This is a genomic window from Paenibacillus sp. FSL W8-0187, from assembly GCF_037969755.1.
In the GTDB taxonomy this organism is placed as follows: Bacteria; Bacillota; Bacilli; order Paenibacillales; family Paenibacillaceae; genus Paenibacillus_AQ.
Map to the genome: position 1 here is coordinate 1,722,743 of NZ_CP150206.1, position 18,336 is coordinate 1,741,078.

An 18,336-nucleotide genomic window follows, 5' to 3' on the forward strand; every position below is an offset into this window, starting at 1 on the left:
GGCTTTTCGAACCTTCGGTTGTAAGCGCTCTCGATTCCATTTTTCGGAAAGGGGAACTACCGATGAAGAGAGGATTGCCAGGATTGCTGATCGCGGTGCTGCTCTTGGCCCTGACGGCCTGCAACCTCGCCGAAAGCAAAACCGGCGATGCTGATAAGGGGTATGTCGGCCTTGCGATGCCAACCAAATCATCCGAGCGCTGGGTGGCTGACGGGAAGAACATGGAGCGGCTGTTTCAGGAAAAAGGATATAAAACCGACCTTCAATTTGCTGAGGACGTGATTGAAAACCAGATTTCGCAAATCGAGAACATGATTACGAAAGGGGTCGACGTCATCGTCATCGCTTCAATTGATGGAAATACGCTAACCGACGTGATCAAGAAGGCTCATGATCAGGGAATTAAGGTTATTGCCTACGATCGGTTGATCCGCAATACCGAGCATTTGAGTTATTATGCTACATTCGACAACTTTCAGGTCGGCGTTCAACAAGCCTCTTATATTGAAGAGAAGCTCGGCTTGAAGGAAGGGAAGGGGCCGTTCAATATCGAGCTGTTCGGTGGATCGCCGGACGATAACAATGCTTACTTTTTCTATGATGGCGCGATGTCCGTTCTGAAGCCTTACATGGATTCGGGCAAGCTTGTGGTTCGGAGCAAGCAGACCACGATGGCCCAGATTGCGACCCTGCGCTGGGACGGGGCCTTGGCCCAGTCGCGGATGGATAACCTGATCAGCGCCAACTATTCCAGCGAAAATCTGGATGCGGTACTGTCTCCCTACGACGGGATTAGTATTGGCATTATCTCCTCGCTCAAGGGTGTGGGTTATGGGACGGCAGGTAAGCCCCTGCCGATCATTACTGGTCAGGATGCGGAGCTTGCCTCCATTAAATCGATCGTAGCCGGTGAGCAAACCCAGACGGTGTTCAAGGATACACGCCAGCTCGCCGAACAGGCAGTCAAGATGGCGGAGAGCGTGCTGAAGGGAGAAGAAGCCGAGGTCAACGATACCGAATCGTACGATAACGGCATCAAGGTCGTGCCTGCCTATCTGCTCCCTCCTGTATCCGTAGATGCTTCCAACGTGGAGAAAGAGGTTGTGAAGACGGGCTATTACTCCAAGGAAGAAATCGGATTGAAATAGTCTTAAGGCAGCGAACATGAAACGATAGGAAGGTGAAGCCAGATGTCAGAGTACATTCTCGAAATGCGGAACATTACGAAAGCGTTTCCCGGGGTGAAGGCGCTGGATAACGTGAATTTGAAAGTTCGCGAAGGTGAAATCCATTCCCTGTGCGGGGAGAACGGAGCGGGCAAATCCACGTTGATGAAAGTGCTGAGCGGCGTGTATCCACACGGCTCCTATGAGGGAGATATTTTGTTCAAAGGCAGCGTCTGCGAATTTAAAAATATCAAGCAAAGCGAAGATCTGGGCATCGTCATCATCCATCAGGAGCTTGCGTTGATCCCTTATCTGTCGATTGCCGAGAACATTTACTTGGGGAACGAGCGTGCCGAGAAGGGCATTATGAACTGGAATGAGACGATGATGGGTGCCAAAGCGCTGCTGGATAAGGTGGGACTCAGCGAGAATCCGAACACACAGGTCGGCAGCATCGGCGTCGGCAAGCAGCAGCTGGTCGAAATTGCAAAGGCCTTATCCAAGAAGGTGAAGCTGCTTATTTTGGACGAACCGACGGCGGCGCTCAATGAGGACGATAGCGAGAATTTGCTGGAGCTGATGCTGGAATTCAAGAAACAGGGAATCTCCTGCATCCTAATTTCCCATAAATTGAACGAGGTCTCGAAGGTATCGGATTCCATTACGATTCTTCGTGACGGTCAAACCATCGAAACGCTGGATATGAGAGGCGGCGTGGTGAACGAGGACCGGATCATCCGCGGCATGGTCGGCCGGGATTTGACGAACCGCTATCCGGAGCGGACACCGAAGATCGGGGGAGTCATTCTGGAGATTAAGGATTGGACGGTATATCACGAGCTGCAAGCAGGCCGCAAAGTGATTGACAACGTGAGCATGGATATACGCCGGGGGGAAGTCGTGGGCATTGCCGGGCTGATGGGTTCCGGCCGGACTGAGCTTGCGATGAGTATTTTCGGTAAGGCTTACGGCCGGAATATTACCGGAACGCTGCGCAAAGACGGGAAGGAAATCCGGAATCAATCCATTACCGAAGCCATTGATAACGGCTTAGCTTACGTGACCGAGGACCGTAAGGAATACGGGTTGATCCTCATGGACGATATCAAGCGCAACATCTCGCTTACCGGACTGTCCAAGCTTGCGAGGAACATGGTCATTGATGATAAGGAAGAAATACTCGTGGCGGAGGACATGCGGAAGAAGCTCAAGATCAAAACGCCGAACATTCTCCAGAAGGCGGGAAACCTCAGCGGGGGGAATCAGCAGAAGGTCGTCCTAAGTAAATGGATTTATGCCGAGCCGGACATTCTGATCCTGGATGAGCCGACGCGGGGGATTGACGTTGGGGCCAAATACGAGATATACGCGATCATTAACCAGCTGGCGGATGAGGGGAAGGGCGTACTTGTCATTTCCTCGGAGCTGCCGGAGATTATAGGGATCTGCGACCGGATTTATGTCATGAGCGCGGGACGGATAACCGGTGAGGTTAGCAGAGAGCATGCTTCGCAGGAAACCCTGATGAGATACATGACCAAGAACGGAGGGGCTTAAGCATGGAAACACTCAAAAAAATGTTCAAAAACAACATCCGCCAATACGGGATGATCATCGCCCTTGTTGTCATTATGATATTTTTCCAGATCATTACGGGCGGGCTGCTGCTGGAGCCGATCAACATCACAAACCTGATTCTCCAGAACAGCTATATCCTCGTACTTGCTATCGGCATGGTGCTTGTCATTATTACGGGCCATATTGATTTGTCGGTCGGTTCGGTAGCTGCTTTCGTCGGTGCAGTGGCCGCGATTATGATGGTGGATATGCAGCTGCATCCGGTCATTGCGGTGATCGTGTCTCTGATCGTCGGGGGCCTGATCGGTGCTTGGCAGGGGTTCTGGGTGGCTTATGTAAGGATACCGGCCTTTATCGTAACGCTTGCGGGAATGCTGTTGTTCCGTGGTCTAACCATGATTGTGCTGGAAGGTCAATCGATTGCGCCTTTTCCTTCAGGCTTCCAGAAATTGAGCTCCGGCTTTATTCCGGATTTCGGTAACACCGGCACCAATCTAATCGCGATTCTGGCTGGGATCGTCTTTACGGTTATTTTCCTGATCAATGAGCTTCGCGAGCGAAAATCGCATAAAAAATACAACTTCGAAGTATTGCCAAACGGCTTGTTCCTTTTGAAGCTTATACTTATCGCGGCGGTGATCAATGCCTTTACGTTCATGCTGGCCAGTTATGCCGGCCTGCCGAACATTCTGATTCTGCTATTGGTGTTGATCATCATCTACTCCTTCGTGATGAACAAAACCGTGATGGGCCGTCATATTTATGCGCTTGGCGGCAACGAGAAAGCGGCGGCTCTGTCCGGCGTGAAAACCAAGAAGGTCACCTTCTGGGTATTCGTCAACATGGGTGTGATGGCAGCGATCTCCGGGTTGATCTTTGCCGCCCGCTTGAACGCGGCGACGCCAAGAGCTGGCACGAACTTTGAGCTGGATGCCATCGCGGCGAGCTTCATTGGCGGCGCTTCGGCTACCGGCGGGATCGGTACGGTCTTTGGTGCCATCATCGGCGGTCTCGTCATGGGCGTGCTCAATAACGGGATGTCGCTTGTAGGTCTTGGCATCGACTGGCAGCAAGGAATCAAAGGTCTGGTTCTGCTCGCAGCGGTAGCCTTCGATATTTACAATAAAAAGAAGAGCAGTGCTGCTTAATTTAAAACGATGTAAATGATAAATGGCTGACTCCGGGGTAGATCTGTTGCTCCCCTTGGATCAGCCATTTATTTTGCGTATATATTACATTTTAATCGTAACTCTTCGGGTTATCAGTCGAATCAGAATAAGTGTAATCAGGATGACGGCAACGGACCCTGAAAGAGAAACCGGCAGCGTGACGGAAAAGGCTGTCGTGACTGGCAGCCACTGTTCCCATATGGAAGCCAGCTCAAATTGCCACAATGCATCCATGAAGCCGATTAACACGAGGGCTACGGCGATCCACCCCAAGCCGCGAATCCAGCCAAACCGGTAAAATCCGGATCCGATCATCCACCCCATCAGATAATAGATAAAGATTTGGACGCCGTAGGAGGCAAGCATCAGCAGCCAGCTGTTATCAAACTCCTGCATCAGCGGGGTGCTGCCTGCATCATGGGATGTCACCATCCCGATGATCCAATTGCCTAGACCCACCACGACTGGGAAGGCCAATGACAGATAGACGGCAGCCACAGCGGCTCCATTGAAGAAATCCTTACGGGTTACTCCATGTCTTACATAGTAGCTAAGGAAGCCATAAGCAGAAATAATACCGATTACCAGCATGAAGCCCTTGGTTGAGCGGTACGTGATAGAGAAGAAGTCCTCCTCTGCGATTCCTTCGCGAACATTGACACCAACGCTAGTACCGATGCCGACTCCAATATAGATCAGCAGCACAATAAATAGAAATCCCAAGGCCCAGCTGCCTTGCTGAATAAACATGTCTGTCGATACTCTGGTTACGGCTGATGACGTCTTTTTCATGCGGAATATTCCTCCCCCGTCAGATGGATAAACAAGTCCTGGAGCGAGATCGGCCCGATCTCAAGTCCTGCCCGATGTGCGGCTAGCTGGGATGCCTCGTTTAATTCCCCATAGACCATGACGGCCTTGGTAGAACCGAGCTGCTGCACGTTGAGCACCTTCAAGCCCTGGATGAATTCATCTATCTTTGCCGCCGGGCCCGTAATGGAAACACCCCGGGACGTGAGGCTTTCATAATCGTCTTGCAGCACGAACTGGCCTTTGTGAATGATAATGACTTCTTCAAACAGATAATCCATCTCCGAAACCAGGTGGGTGGAGAGAATGAATGTACGGGGATGGTGCTCCTGGTCTTTCAGCAGTTCCCGGTAAAAAATTTCGCGTGACGGTGCATCCATGCCGAGATAAACTTCATCCAGTATGGTAACTGGCGAGCGGCTGGCAAGTCCGATGCATACGTTAAAAGCGGATTGCATCCCTTTGGAAAGCTGCTTCAGCTGTTTATCCAAGGGCAAATTGAATTTGCGTGCGAGCTCAAGGGCGTACATGGTATCAAAATGGGGCCGGTGTCTGGCTATGGAATCAATCGCTACCTTGACCTTGTCCGTCTCGTCTTTGTAGTCTACATCATAGATGAAGGAGACTTCCCTCATGATCTTCGCATTTTCGAACGGCTGCTCGCCGCCAATCGTAACCGATCCCGATGAGGGTTCACGAAATGAAGCAAGAACAGACAGTAGTGAGGTTTTGCCTGCTCCGTTGCGCCCCAGGAGACCATAAATTTTGCCTGCTGGGAGATGAAGCGAAACATTTCGGACGGCTTCGAGGTCACCGTATACCACCGATACGCGGTCAAACTGAACATCAAGATTCATGGAGGTCACTTCCTTTTAACTGGGTTATGATTTGAAAAAGCTCATTCGTGGACAAACCGAGTTTGTCTGCTTCCTGTACCATAGGCACCACATAATGTTCCGCAAATGCACTCTTTCGGGTCTGGAGCAGCATTTCCTTGGCCCCTTCTGCAACAAACATGCCGACACCTCGCTTTTTATAGATGAGTCCGGAATCAACCAGCAGGTTGATGCCCTTTAACACCGTGATGTGATTGATTTTGTAAAATTGGGAGAGCTGCGTCGTGGAAGGAACCTGTTCACCTTCAAGCAGTAGATCATTCACGATCTGGTCCTCGATCTTCTCCTTGATCTGGATGAACAGGGGCTTATTATCTGGATGCACGGTACCGCTCAATAAGAATCACCGCCTGTCTCGTTAAGGTTATATACTCATATATATAACTATATAACCAAAAGGTGAATCGATTGTCAAGCATTTGGTTGGATGTCGCAAATCCATTAACACGCATTTCCAAAAAACAACGTCAAAAAGGCCAACCAGAAGGATCTGGTCGACCTTGATCTAAACGCTGATGCGTAAGTCATTATCTTGCGTATAACTAAAGTATGCGAGCCTCGATGCTCAATAAAAGATGATGCGTAATACCAAAATTCCAGTAATTCTTACGGACTCAGAATACGTTATTTCGTTAAAAACAGACTCTCTTCTCACCGTAACAGACAGGGGAGCTCTTATTTACGGTTAAAAGCGGAGGTAAACTATATTTACAAATTGCTATAGCCGTTCACTTTGCTTCCAAAGTCTCGGAAGCGTCCATGGGAGGGAGTTTTCCACGTTTCAAATCACGGATCGTCAGTCCGAAATCGATCTGTAGATGCGGATAATCCGGGAAGTTGGCCCAATCACCGCCCCACTGGAAGCCTAAATCTTTGGCAATTTCCACAACTTCCATCCAGTCGGCCTTGCCGTTTCCGTTCCCGTCATATTCCATATCCCAGATGATACTTCCATCCTTTAGTCTTAGCGCAAAATCAATCGCAAGTCCATAGTTGTGAAGGGATTCTCCTGCCTTGGCATTCGTCACGATGTCGCCCTCGGTGCTGCGGCCCTGATTGTAGATGCGGGTCTGCTCTTCATGACTGCGGTAACCGTCCGTTATGATGATCGCGATTCCTTTTTTCTTGGTGAGACGGACAAGCTCGTTCTTTTGCTGCAATACATACGGGTGGAGCTGTGAGACTTTAGGGTCTTCTTTACTATTAAAATCAAGATCGTTGATGAATCCCGGTATGGAGGTTTGCAGCTGCATATAAAATATGGCGAGTAATAAGGCAGCAATTAAGAAAAGTGTCGTTTTTTTGCGTTTGATCATGCGAACTCTTTAATCTACCTACTTTCATATAATGGCTTACTCTATTATATCGGCATCCCGCCTCGGATTCCAACAGAGGGGACTTCCTGACCAGATATCGACATGAATAGCAATCCATGGTTTATCGCATCCTATTCATTAAAATGGTCGCTATCCGAAAAAAAGGGGGGATTGCAATGAGCAATATTCAAAATATGTCGATGAGGCTCAACCAGCTATCAAGCGAATTGACTACGGCAGCGCAAAACGGGGGAATGAACGAAGTCGGGATGATCGTGAGCCAGCTCAGCCAGATCCAAGCTGAACTTCAAAGCGCCCAGGCTGCAGTTTCGCCTGAAACTTCTGCTGCTGTCCGTCAGGAACTGGTGAATTGCCGGATGGTTTTGCATGGGATGATGAATACGGTGCAGGATATCCGAACCGCTACGGCGGAGCAGTACCGCCAAGTGCTGGGCGAGAACAAAACGGCATTCGAGCAAATGGACGAGACTGCGCAGCAGAGCGAGTACGCCGAAGCCTATCAACATCGTCAGCTGTTCCAGCAGATGGACCATGTCAGCCAGCAGCTTCATCAGCTGGATGGTTCGATGCTGGATGCAGGTTATCAGATGGAGCGGGGACAGGTGACCGGCGACAGTCTGAATGGAGCGGTAACGATTGAGGGGCTGACTTCAGGTACAGACGAAACCGGAAGCATGATGTAAGACTGCTCGATCGGAGGATCGAAACAGGATAACAGTTAACTACAATAATCGAAGCTGCAGATCCGATTCACAGGATGCTGACAGCTTCTTTTTTTAAGAGATATGAACGTATAAATACTAGTGCTTACCTTCCTTACCTAGCACGAAAACCTTCTGCTAGTATGAAGTCTGTCCTTAGAGAAACTGCGTCAATATCCGTTTTTTTAGTGATTGAAAGAAAACTCCTTTTTAATATATAATTAAGGAGAAAATATTCTTTTTGCGCCTGTTAGAGGAAACGAGGGATGTGGAATGGCAAGAGTTGGCCCAAGACTGAATCAATCCAACACGCTGCTGATGATATCGAGCATTTATTCTTCCCTGACCAAGACGGAGAAAAAAGTGGCTGATTACGTGAAAAGCTACCCTGAGGAAACCGTGCTCGCTACCGTAACGGATTTGTCTGAGAGGGCAGGGGTCGGCGAGACATCCGTCATTCGATTCTGCCGCAAGCTGGGGTTTCGGGGATTTCATGAATTCAAGCTGTCTGTTGCACAGGATTTGGTGGATCGTCCTCCATCCGTAATGGATACCGCTATCGATGAGCAGGATGACATGATGACGGTGGCCCGCAAGCTGACGATGCAGCATGAAATTTTACTTAAGAATACGCTGGATCTGGTTAACGCCGACAATCTAAAGATGGCGGTGGATAAGCTGCTGACCGCAAACAAAGTGTATGTCTATGGCGTGGGTTCTTCAGGCATAACCGCACTGGATTTGCATTATCAGCTGATGAGACTGGGGCTTAATGTGGAAGCGCACCGGGATTCGCATATTATTGCCATGTCCGCTTCCTTGGTCAAGAAGGGCGATCTCGTATTCGCCATTTCCACTTCCGGCAGCACGCGTGACCTGGTGGATCCGGTGAAGGAAGCGAAGCAGAATGGAGCGGACGTCATCTGTTTGACCGGACATCTCCGTTCCCCGATTGTTACATACGCGGATACGGTTCTCCCTGTATCTTCCAGGGAAATGCCGACAGAGGGCGGAGCCCTGGCAACAAAGTTCATGCAGACGTATATGTTGAACATTCTTACAACGCTCTTAACGATGAAAAAAGAGGATGCCTCGAAGTCGTTGGAGAAAACCGCGAGGTCCGTTGTGGATAAGCTGTATTAGTGAATCGATCCTTGGGAATCGATACACTTCTGTTCATCTTCGGGCGGGGGCACGGGATGAATCGATCTTCCATTTTATTGATTACGAAGGGAGTGTTTACATACTATGAGTTACGCGATCGGTGTTGATATTGGGGGGACGAAAGTCCAGTTTGCAGTCATTGATCGAGAAGGAAAGATCATAAACCGGCATCTGATGCCTACCGAGGCGAACAAAGGGCCGGAGCAGCTTATGAACAAAGTCCTGCTTGGCATCGACATGATGATGGAATCCGCCGGTTCAGAGGAAGCGGTGCAAGGTATCGGTATCGGCAGCGCAGGCCAAATTGATTTTCGGGAAGGGACCGTTCTATACGCGGGAGATACGTTGCCAGGTTGGACGGGGATGGAGATTAAACGAAAGGTATCTGAACGTTACGATACCCGGGTGCATGTTGACAATGATGTTAATGTTATAGCCATTGCCGAGAAAATGTACGGCGTTGGCAAGGATTGTGATAACTTTGTGTGCCTTGCTCTTGGTACGGGGATTGGCGGTGCCGTTATCGAATCGGGGCGTCTTCTTCGAGGGGTCTTTGGCGGGGCAGCGGAGCTTGGCCATGTCAGTATTGACATCAACGGTCCTCGCTGCAGCTGCGGAAATAACGGCTGTATTGAGCTGTATGCTTCAGGCAGCGGCATTGCCAGATTAGGGCTTGAGATGCAGAAGAGTGAAAGCGCTTCATATGATTGGGAACCTAATGCCCGGGATATTGTTAAGGCCTGGCACCGGGATGATCCGTCGGCCACGGAGGTGATGCGGGTTGTTATCCGAGCACTGGGAGCGGCTGTTGCCGGTTATATTCATGCATTTAATCCGGAGGTAGTGGTAATTGGCGGGGGAGTGGCGGAATCGGGTCCTCGTTTTTTGCAGGCGCTCGATCAGGAGGTCGATGTCCGGACTTCTTCGTATATGAGAAGCTGCTGCAGGATTATGCCTGCTAACTTTGGCAGTGATGCAGGTGTCATAGGCGCAGCTGCTCAAGTGTGGCATTACGGTAAGATGGATTCTATGTTGTAAGTAATATAGGAGAATTATTCCTTCAAAAATCAGGTAGAGGATTAGTGGTGTCTTGTCAGGCTTATGAGGGTGAACGAGGGTGTCAACTAAGGCAGTTTTGCATCGTCTTAAAAAAGCAATAAAAGGAGCCGCGCGTTTAGCCCGGCTCCTTTTATTAATTGAGTTTGTTACTTATGCTTTCCGCCATTCCTCGATCGCTTTATGTAGGCGAGACAACGCCTCCTGAACGGTGGCGCGTGTGCAGGCCAGGTTCATGCGCATGAAACCTTCGCCTTCCTTGCCGAAGGCTGCTCCGCTGTTTAAACCAAGCTTCGCCTCATGAACCAGGAAGCGGTTTAACTCCTCGTGGGACATGCCCATCCCGCGGAAATCAATCCACAGCAGGTAAGTAGCTTCCGGGATAACCACCTTAAGCTCGGGCAGATGCTCCTGGGCGAAATTCGAAACCAGCTCCATGTTCTCGCGGATATAAACCAGAAGTTCATCCAGCCATGGTCCGCCTTCACGGTAAGCGGCCTCGGTGGCGGCGGCACCCATCGGTGTAATGGAGCCAATGGCGTAACGGTTCAGTATTTTGCGGAACTTGCTGCGCAGCTGCGCATTCGAGATGATGATGTTCGCCGTATTCAGACCGGCGATATTAAACGTCTTGCTTGGTGCGGTGCAGATGATGGAACGCTCGGCAGCATCCTCGGACAGAGCGGCGAATGGCGTATGCGCACCAGATTCAAACACCAGATCTGCATGGATTTCATCGGATACAACAAGCACATCGTATTGCTGACAGAGGGAGGCCAGACGATCCAATTCCGTTCTGGTCCACACCCGGCCTACCGGGTTGTGCGGACTGCACAGAATGATCATTTTGACGTTGCCGGTAGAAAAACTCTTCTCCAAGTCCTCGAAATCCATCGAGTAATCTCCGTCCTCACTTCGAAGCAGCGGATTATGCACGAGCTCACGACCATGGTCCTGAACGACGCTATAGAATGGCGGATAGACCGGCGTCTGGATGACAACTTGATCTCCCGGCTCGGTGAACGCATCCACGATAAGGCTGAGTGCCGGAACGACACCCGGACAGAATTGAATCCACTCCTGCTGAATACTCCAGTTGTGGCGTTTCTTCATCCAGTCGCAAATCGCTTCACGGTAAGAGTCGGACGGGAACGTATATCCGAATACACCATGCTCCACCCGTTGATGGAGCGCCTTTACAACGGCGGGTGGAGCGGCAAAATCCATGTCAGCCACCCACATCGGAAGCGCGTCGGGCACGCCGAAGATGGTGGGAACATTGTCCCACTTCTGACAGTCGGTACAGGTTCGGTCTATCGCAAGATCAAAATTCATATGTAAATTCCTCCTAGTAGAGATGAGTTAGCGCTAAGCTACAAATTTAGCTAATGTGATTAAGCCGGTAATCGTAATTACGTTTAGTATGGTCGATATAAGGACAGTTTGTGCAGCAAAATCCGGCTCATTCTGATATTCTTCCGCCAAGATGGATGAATTTACGCCAACCGGCATGCCTGAAGCAATGATGAGTGCTTGAGCCGGGATGCCCTTTAAGCCGAGCAGCAGCACGATCAGAATGCCGATGGCCGGCGCGACCAGGAGACGCAGCAGCACGCTGAGGTAGACATCGAGCCGGCGCAGGCGGAGCGGATATTTGATGATCTGTGCGCCGAGCGTCAGCAGGGCGATCGCCACCATGGACTGATCCGCATACATCAGCGGCTGTGAGATAAAGACCGGAAGCGGCAACGCCAGGGCATGCAGCACTATGCCGATGACGAGGGCATAGGGAACGGGCATTTTCAGGAATCCGATGATGGCCTGTTTGTATAATCCTTCTGTCTTGGCCCCTTGAATGGAAATAACTCCGTACGTGAACGTAAGGAGGCTCTGAAAAGACATGATGAGCGCTTGCACCGAGCCGGCCATCGGATCACCCTTGAAGGCGAGATCATTGATCGGAAGGCCGTAGTTTCCCGAATTATCGAGCAGAAGGCTGTTGGTAAAAGCTGCTCTCATCCCCCGATTGAATTTGCGCTGCTTGGCAACCAGCATGCTGATCAGGTAGAGGACGCCGATATAGAGCGCATAGAATAAGGCCACCATGCCCAGCAGCTGCGGTGACATTTTGGACTCGTACATACTCATAAATACGGCTGCAGGCGTAATGTAGTAAAAGTTAATTTTAGCGAGTGTGTACAAATCGAGTTTAAAGGCATATTGCATAATAATGCCAAAGCCTATCAGCACAAAGATGGGAAGTACCACTTCAAGTAAAATGTCGGCGATCATGCTGTTGTCATCTTCTTTCCATGAGTGTAGCTTAAGGTAAATATCTGGCTGTCGTATGACGCCATGTCATTATATCATGACAAAGGATAGTTGACACTTGATTCCGTATGGAAAAAAGAACAATTGTCGCTGGTCACAACCAATCGCTTTACACCTGGGCTGCACGCAAAAAGGGTGTTCCCTTGGCCGACGCCCAGGGAACACCCTTGGATGGTTATAGCAATAGTAGCGTCTGTTGACGCATCACTATTGCGGGTTGGTTGTCCAAATTCCGGCGGTTTTGACAAATACACGCTGCGGCAGCTTCAGTGCAGCGAGCACAAGCTCAGCTACGTCTTCCGGCTGCAGCATCCGGTCCTCGTCCCCGATCTTCAGGCCGGCATTGACGGCAAGATCCGTGTTAACGGTGCTTGGGGTCAGAGCGGTTACGCGAATGTTGTGTTTGCGAACCTCCTGCAGCACGGCTTCGGTCAGTCCCATAACGGCAAATTTAGAAGCGTTATAGGCAGAGCCTGTGGCGAATCCACGCTCTCCAGCCGTAGAAGAGATGTTGATGATATCACCCTTGTTATGCTCGATCATGCCCGGCAGTGCCGCGCGCGTCATGTAGTACGTTCCCATCAGGTTCACGTCGACGATACGTTTCCAGGCTTCAGGTTCCATCTCCAGCAGATTGCCGAATTGGGCAATGCCCGCATTGTTGATTAGAATGTCCACCGAGCCCAGCTCCATGTTTACCGCTGCAAAAGCAGCCTCTGCCTCGCTCTGTACAGAAACGTCGGCAACTGCGGCCACGGCTCTGACGCCATATTGTTCAGCAACCAGGGCGCTCAGCGGTTCCAGATCAGCTGTCGTACGGGCGACAAGCCCGACGTGCACACCTTCCTTGGCAAGCGCGATCGCCAGGGCGCGTCCAATCCCTTTACCTGCACCCGTGATGAGGGCTGTTTTATTTTTTAGGCTCATGTACACTCACTCCTTCACATCAATAAAAAAATATGGTTTCGTTGACCAGTATACCCTGTAGCATCGGCTATTACCAAATGCTTGCGATCCATCGACAGGAATTTGTTATAATCGTAGCAGCGAAAAAACATAACCGTGTTCATTATTATTTCAGGAAGTGGAGGAACAACCTATGCTGCACGCGCTGGACATCATAACCGCTTTTCGGCAGGGGGATGAAGCGGCTGCCAAGAGGCATCCATGGTTAATGAAACTGGTATCGGCCGAAGAACGAATCGTGAATCTGGAACGAATTACGTCCATCGGCCAATTAGCCCATGCCAACCCCGTGCTGGATTATGTAGAACGCACCTTGAAGATACTGGATTCGCTCCCTGTCTCCTATTGGATCAAAGAATTGCTGGAAGAAGTACTGGTATGGGCGGAAACGGCCAAGGGCGGAACCATGCGGGAACGCCTCCGCTGGCAGCAGTCGGGCATCAACTTGTTCCTTCATAATATCGGGTCCGCCCAGCTATACGAGAGACATATTCGGGACGGTAATGGAACCCTGCCTCCGCATGAAGAGATGGTACACACACTCATACTTACCCATGGACTGCTTGGGCAACACATTCGGGGGGAAGTCGCTTTCGAGGAAAATTTGCCGCTGCATAAGCTTACGGACGAAGGGCGGCTGACCGCAGATGAGTTGATCCGGCTGCTAATCCCTTTGAATCACTGCATCATCGGTGGTGTATCGGAAGAGCTTTGGCATTCCGTTCAGGAAGAAATAACGCAGCTTATTCGCAATCTTGCCGAAGGGACCGTACCGGATCGATGGACTTATGAGGAGAGGCTGCGCCGTCTCCGGTCCGTTTCGATTGCCCGGGGAGAAGACTTCGATAAGCAGCTTCAAGGGATTCGTGAGCAGTGTGATCTATCAGCTGCCCTGCATGGATTTCAGGATATGACGCTCTGGTATGTGGAGGCTGCCCTGCAGGATTTCTCGTTGGAGGAGTTCATGAAGGTTCTTTTGCTTGCTCTCCATTCGGAGAAGCAGAGCCCGGCTCAGCAAGTTACCGAGGGACAGCGAGATCAGCTGCTACCGGATTCGGTGAGTCACTTAAGCTTTGAGCCGCTGATGAATGATATGTATTACGATTATAAAGGCGTCAAGAAGCTGAACGTATATAAGAAGAGAATGATTGAGCAATATTTGCGCCAAACGGATTGGACGGCTTGCCTTCACGGGCCGGTGATGGCCAACCCGCATCTGAGCCATCGGATCGAACGGAAGCCGGAGCTACCGGATACGGTATTCTTTACTTTCGAATTCTCGCAAGCGGCGGAGAAATTAATTGAATTTTGCATCGAAGCGGAGAAGTCGCCGCTCTATGAGAAAGCGGTCCTGCTCCTGTTTGACCTGTTCGGCCTGCGCCGGGACGCCTACGACAGGTTTCATAACGAAGAGAGTTATTTGAGTGATATGAACAGCACGGGAGATTACAAAAAAGTGATTCTGGATTATATTACGGGAACGGCGGTGCTGGATATCGGTCCCGGGGGCGGCGTGCTGCTTGACCTGATCGAGGAACGGCTGCCGCATGTGCGTCCGGTTGGGATTGATATCTCCTCGAACGTGATTGAAGCGCTGGAGAAACGCAAACGTTTGGAGCACAAAGCATGGGAAGTGATGAAGGGGGACGCGCTGAATCTCAGGGACTACGTGGAGCCGGGAAGTGTCGATACGGTCATCTTCTCCTCGATCTTGCATGAGTTGTATTCTTATATTGAGATGGACGGAACCCGCTTCAATATGGCCACTGTAGAGGCCGCGCTGACAAGTGCCTACGAAGTACTCGCACCCGGTGGCCGCATCATTATCCGTGACGGGATTATGACCGAGCCCGGGGACATTTGGAGAAGGATTCGCTTCCTGGAAGCGGATGGGCTGGAATGGCTGACCCGGTATACCTCCGATTTCAAGGGCCGGGTCATAACATACGAGCAGCTGTCCGAGACGGAAGTGCGCATGACTATAAACGATGCAATGGAGTTCCTGTATACCTATACTTGGGGCGCCGAGGCCTATGTGCATGAGGTGCAGGAGCAGTTTGGCTACTTTACGCCTACGCAGTATGCGGAATGCATACGCGGGACGCTAGGCCCCGAGGCGATCATCCGCGTGCAGCAGCATTATCTGCAAGAAGGATATGCCGAGGCATTGGCTGATCGCATCGAATTCATGGATGAAGATGGGAAGCCGGTGACGCTGCCTGACAGCACTTGCTTGTACGTCATCGAGAAGCCGGTCCATAGCTAGAAGAGACAATAACAGGCTGTACTGAAAAAAGAGGACCCGCACGCTAGTTATAGCGTACGGGTCCTTGTTCGTTGGTTGTCGTTTAATCTGCCATGGTCACTGTGTACACAAGTGGTCCGTAATGTGTTCCATTGCTAGAATTCGCGTCGTAGTCCTAATCCGAAGAGATGCTATTCCTGCTTCTTGGGGTCCGGATAATCCTTGCCGAGCGTATCAACCGTCACTTTCTTCATGACGGGCACCTCAAGCGGCTTGTCCATCTGATCCCGCTCCAAGCCCACGATCTCCTCAGCCGTTTCCATCCCCTCAATCACCTTACCGAAGGATGCGTACTGTGCATCCAGGGAAGGAGCATCCGCAACCATGATAAAGAATTGCGATCCGGCGGAGTTTGGATCCTGTGCCCGGGCCATCGATAATACGCCTGTCGTATGCTTTAGGTCATTCTGAAAGCCGTTGGACGTAAATTCGCCGGGAATAGCGTAGCCAGGTCCCCCCGTTCCGTTACCGTCAGGGTCGCCTCCCTGAATCATGAAGCCTGGGATGACGCGGTGAAAGCCTGTCCCGTCATAGAATCCTTGTTCCACCAGGGAGATGAAATTGTTCACCGTATTCGGCGCAACCTCAGGATAAAGCTCAAGCTTTATCGTTTTGCCGTTCTCCATCTCAATCGTGACAATAGGATGGCTGGCGTTCGGGTCCGGCACATTCTGCTTAACCTCGGGCTCCTTCGGGGGTTCCGCTTCGGGTGCTGTTGCCCCGTTTGTCGAGCCCGTTCCGCCGCCAGAGCCGCTTTTGGCTCCCTTGTCATTCTGACCGCATGCCGTCATTACGAGCAGTAGCCCAAGGATGACGAATAGGGCGGGCATCCAGCGTGTTCTGCGTTTCAACATCATTGATTCCTCCTGTGTTATTCCTTATCAAGCCTTAAGTATTTAATCTGTATCATATTTTATCACAGGTTGGACAAGTACTGAAAATCGAAAAAGATGAGTATACATATCTAAAGCTTCCATCGAAGTAATCTCACAGAAGATAGACCGCGTATAGAGGATGATTTCCTTGCGATGATCGAGTCGGTTCAGCTTCTCGTTCTATTTTCAAAAAATAAGCCTCCGGACTTGTAGCAAGTCTGGAAGCTTAAGGGAAGGAAAACTTTGAACTGTCTCTACTTCGCCGGAAATATGCCCTCCACTTTGTTTAGAGGGAGCAGAATCCGGGAACGGTTCTTATCCTTGGCAAGCAATTCAATAAAATCGGCTCCGATTCTGACCAGACGGATCCGGTTAAAGGCACCACGGGTAGGGAAGGTGGTCCGCACACCTACCAGCATCGTTTTGCCCGGCGGCTTGACATCAAATACCCGAACCGAGTTGAGACTGGACGGTATAAAGAGCTCGCCATTTACCTTGATGAAATTTTTCGGAAATACCCGCTGTAAACGTCCGGGTTCTAAACCGGTGTTCGGTGCGTTGACTTCAACCAGATGACCGGTTAAAGTGGCCAGTCGCTGCTGGAGCGTGATTTTATGTCCGCAGGGATGGAGCGGCAATCCTTTCATATTCAGCATCATCCTTCCAGGGTCGTATAGTGTAGTGTATGTTGGAAGGTATGACATGGGTGAACGTAGAGGTTCACATTTCCGGCGCGTGAAGGATCAGGAAGATGAAGAGTTTCCGCGGTTGCTCGTTTCACTGCCATCCGGCTTCTCGTGTTTAATGCTGCCTTGGTATCGGGATACTGTCCGGATATGAATCCTCGACAAACAGACCAAAATCCTCATCAATATCGCGTTCGGTCACTAAACGTTGATTCTCGTCAGAATGCTTCTTCATAGGCGGTTCCTCCTAGTGAATCTAGTCTTTGAAATGGTTGGCTAGTATAAGAACTGATAGCTCGACCCATACTGTTTTACTATAAAGATGTTGTATGGGAGGCATAGGCATGGAAAGAAAGGGAAACATATTAACAGCACTCATATGGGGTACCTTGATCGGCATCTTGCTGTGGATGTCATTCCTCGGCTGGCTGGATATCATATTCGGAAAATAGACGATCGTACCCATACTAGTATAAGACCCGCCTTCCTATTGGAGAGGCGGGTTTTGCAGGTTTAGTCGTCTCCGCCATGGCTGCCGTTTAGTAGATCGATACCGTGCATCTGCTCCGTCGGCGGGGCAGCGGGGTCCACCGGGCTATTGGCCGCAATAGCGTCCGCATCCGGTACATCCTCCAGCGGCTGGTACTCAGCTTCTCCGGACGGGTAATCTTTAAAAATGTCCTGGTTTAAAAACGCAGTCCCGCTGCCGGTTAATGATGCGTCTGCTGCAAGCCGCCGCTCCGTATCGCCGGAGTATTGGCCGATAATTTCGTCTCCGGGACGAGAAGGGGGTTCGCCTTCGACGGCCCGCCATTCCCGATCCGTTACATCATCTGCGACATCGCGAATGTAGGTTTCATCGACTGGTCGATCCCCCTCTATCCGGTCTGCTTCTGCCTGCTCTGAGGGTGAAGAGGAAAAGGTTCTCTCGTCGGCAATGGTCCACTGCTCGGGATCGGCACCGGTAGCTTCCCATGCATCGATGGCGCTGTGATCCGGGTCCATACGCTCCTCCGGTTTTGCATCCGCAGGTGCCGCTTCATTCAGATCATACGCGATATGGTCCGCATCTTCGCTGCTTAGGCTTTGCTCCGTGTAGGTGTTGACGTCTCTTAGATCATCTTGCGGAATCATCTCCGTATCCTCAACTCTCCGCTTAGCCTCGAATTCCAAATATGTCAAGTCTGCCAGCGTATTCCGATTGTTTTCGTCGCGCATATTGACCATCTCCTTCTATGATTTCAAATACATTTCAAAATACAACAGGTTTCTATACTTCGACTTTACCCGCTGAAG

At 50.6% G+C, this 18,336-nt stretch carries 17 protein-coding genes; 7 read left to right on the top strand and 10 right to left on the bottom strand.

Annotated elements, in window-relative coordinates; translation table 11 throughout:
* Positions 1 to 62: 62 nt before the first annotated feature.
* The 3 genes from chvE to mmsB are packed head-to-tail and all read left to right on the top strand — an operon-like array spanning position 63 to position 3,892.
* Complete coding sequence (chvE, locus tag MKY48_RS07410; protein ID WP_339271262.1) at positions 63 to 1,148, top strand: multiple monosaccharide ABC transporter substrate-binding protein; 1,086 nt, start codon at positions 63 to 65, stop codon at positions 1,146 to 1,148.
* A gap of 42 nt (positions 1,149 to 1,190) precedes the next feature.
* Complete coding sequence (gene mmsA, locus MKY48_RS07415; RefSeq protein ID WP_339292636.1) at positions 1,191 to 2,723, top strand: multiple monosaccharide ABC transporter ATP-binding protein; 1,533 nt, start codon at positions 1,191 to 1,193, stop codon at positions 2,721 to 2,723.
* Between the two features lie 2 nt (positions 2,724 to 2,725).
* A complete protein-coding gene (gene mmsB / locus MKY48_RS07420) occupies positions 2,726 to 3,892 on the top strand; it encodes a multiple monosaccharide ABC transporter permease (protein WP_076323005.1) in 1,167 nt (388 codons plus the stop codon).
* 84 nt (positions 3,893 to 3,976) lie between these two features.
* Here mmsB and MKY48_RS07425 read toward each other — a convergent pair whose 3' ends face one another.
* The 4 genes from MKY48_RS07425 to MKY48_RS07440 all read right to left on the bottom strand — a co-directional run bounded on the left by MKY48_RS07425 (position 3,977) and on the right by MKY48_RS07440 (position 6,935).
* On the bottom strand, positions 3,977 to 4,705 hold the full coding sequence (locus tag MKY48_RS07425) for a Tat pathway signal protein (protein ID WP_339292637.1): 729 nt from the start codon (positions 4,703 to 4,705) through the stop codon (positions 3,977 to 3,979).
* Positions 4,702 to 5,580, bottom strand: a complete 879-nt coding sequence (locus tag MKY48_RS07430) for an ABC transporter ATP-binding protein (protein ID WP_339292638.1) — start codon at positions 5,578 to 5,580, stop codon at positions 4,702 to 4,704. The genes MKY48_RS07425 and MKY48_RS07430 overlap by 4 nt, the downstream gene beginning before the upstream one ends.
* Positions 5,570 to 5,956, bottom strand: coding sequence for a GntR family transcriptional regulator (locus tag MKY48_RS07435; protein WP_339292639.1), 387 nt, complete (start codon positions 5,954 to 5,956; stop codon positions 5,570 to 5,572). The genes MKY48_RS07430 and MKY48_RS07435 overlap by 11 nt, the downstream gene beginning before the upstream one ends.
* Before the next feature lie 391 nt (positions 5,957 to 6,347).
* Entirely contained in the window at positions 6,348 to 6,935 is a 588-nt protein-coding gene (locus MKY48_RS07440; protein ID WP_339271272.1) for a M15 family metallopeptidase, read from the bottom strand.
* A gap of 176 nt (positions 6,936 to 7,111) precedes the next feature.
* Here MKY48_RS07440 and MKY48_RS07445 point away from each other — a divergent pair, with 176 nt between their 5' ends.
* From MKY48_RS07445 to MKY48_RS07455, 3 genes are all read left to right on the top strand, one after another.
* Positions 7,112 to 7,639 (top strand): hypothetical protein, encoded by a 528-nt coding sequence (locus MKY48_RS07445; protein ID WP_339271274.1) that lies wholly within the window; start codon positions 7,112 to 7,114, stop codon positions 7,637 to 7,639.
* 291 nt (positions 7,640 to 7,930) lie between these two features.
* The gene (locus MKY48_RS07450; RefSeq protein ID WP_339271276.1) at positions 7,931 to 8,800 is read left to right on the top strand and encodes a MurR/RpiR family transcriptional regulator; all 870 of its coding nucleotides are present in this window, start codon (positions 7,931 to 7,933) and stop codon (positions 8,798 to 8,800) included.
* Positions 8,801 to 8,905: 105 nt separating this feature from the next.
* Positions 8,906 to 9,859 (top strand): ROK family protein, encoded by a 954-nt coding sequence (locus MKY48_RS07455; protein WP_339271278.1) that lies wholly within the window; start codon positions 8,906 to 8,908, stop codon positions 9,857 to 9,859.
* A gap of 171 nt (positions 9,860 to 10,030) precedes the next feature.
* On the opposite strand, the gene MKY48_RS07460 is transcribed toward MKY48_RS07455, so the two are convergent.
* From MKY48_RS07460 to MKY48_RS07470, 3 genes are all read right to left on the bottom strand, one after another.
* Complete coding sequence (locus tag MKY48_RS07460; protein WP_339271280.1) at positions 10,031 to 11,212, bottom strand: PatB family C-S lyase; 1,182 nt, start codon at positions 11,210 to 11,212, stop codon at positions 10,031 to 10,033.
* A 33-nt stretch (positions 11,213 to 11,245) separates the two neighbouring features.
* Positions 11,246 to 12,169: an AEC family transporter gene (locus MKY48_RS07465; protein WP_076323014.1), complete on the bottom strand. Its 924-nt coding sequence runs from the start codon at positions 12,167 to 12,169 to the stop codon at positions 11,246 to 11,248.
* 246 nt (positions 12,170 to 12,415) lie between these two features.
* Positions 12,416 to 13,135: a 3-ketoacyl-ACP reductase gene (locus MKY48_RS07470; RefSeq protein WP_339292640.1), complete on the bottom strand. Its 720-nt coding sequence runs from the start codon at positions 13,133 to 13,135 to the stop codon at positions 12,416 to 12,418.
* A 172-nt stretch (positions 13,136 to 13,307) separates the two neighbouring features.
* Between MKY48_RS07470 and MKY48_RS07475 the strand changes: the two genes are divergently transcribed.
* A complete protein-coding gene (locus MKY48_RS07475) occupies positions 13,308 to 15,440 on the top strand; it encodes a class I SAM-dependent methyltransferase (protein WP_339292641.1) in 2,133 nt (710 codons plus the stop codon).
* A gap of 170 nt (positions 15,441 to 15,610) precedes the next feature.
* On the opposite strand, the gene MKY48_RS07480 is transcribed toward MKY48_RS07475, so the two are convergent.
* From MKY48_RS07480 to MKY48_RS07490, 3 genes are all read right to left on the bottom strand, one after another.
* The gene (locus tag MKY48_RS07480; RefSeq protein ID WP_339292642.1) at positions 15,611 to 16,333 is read right to left on the bottom strand and encodes a peptidylprolyl isomerase; all 723 of its coding nucleotides are present in this window, start codon (positions 16,331 to 16,333) and stop codon (positions 15,611 to 15,613) included.
* A 275-nt stretch (positions 16,334 to 16,608) separates the two neighbouring features.
* On the bottom strand, positions 16,609 to 17,001 hold the full coding sequence (locus tag MKY48_RS07485) for a hypothetical protein (protein WP_339292643.1): 393 nt from the start codon (positions 16,999 to 17,001) through the stop codon (positions 16,609 to 16,611).
* 552 nt (positions 17,002 to 17,553) lie between these two features.
* Entirely contained in the window at positions 17,554 to 18,258 is a 705-nt protein-coding gene (locus MKY48_RS07490) for a hypothetical protein (protein ID WP_339292644.1), read from the bottom strand.
* Positions 18,259 to 18,336: the final 78 nt, after the last annotated feature.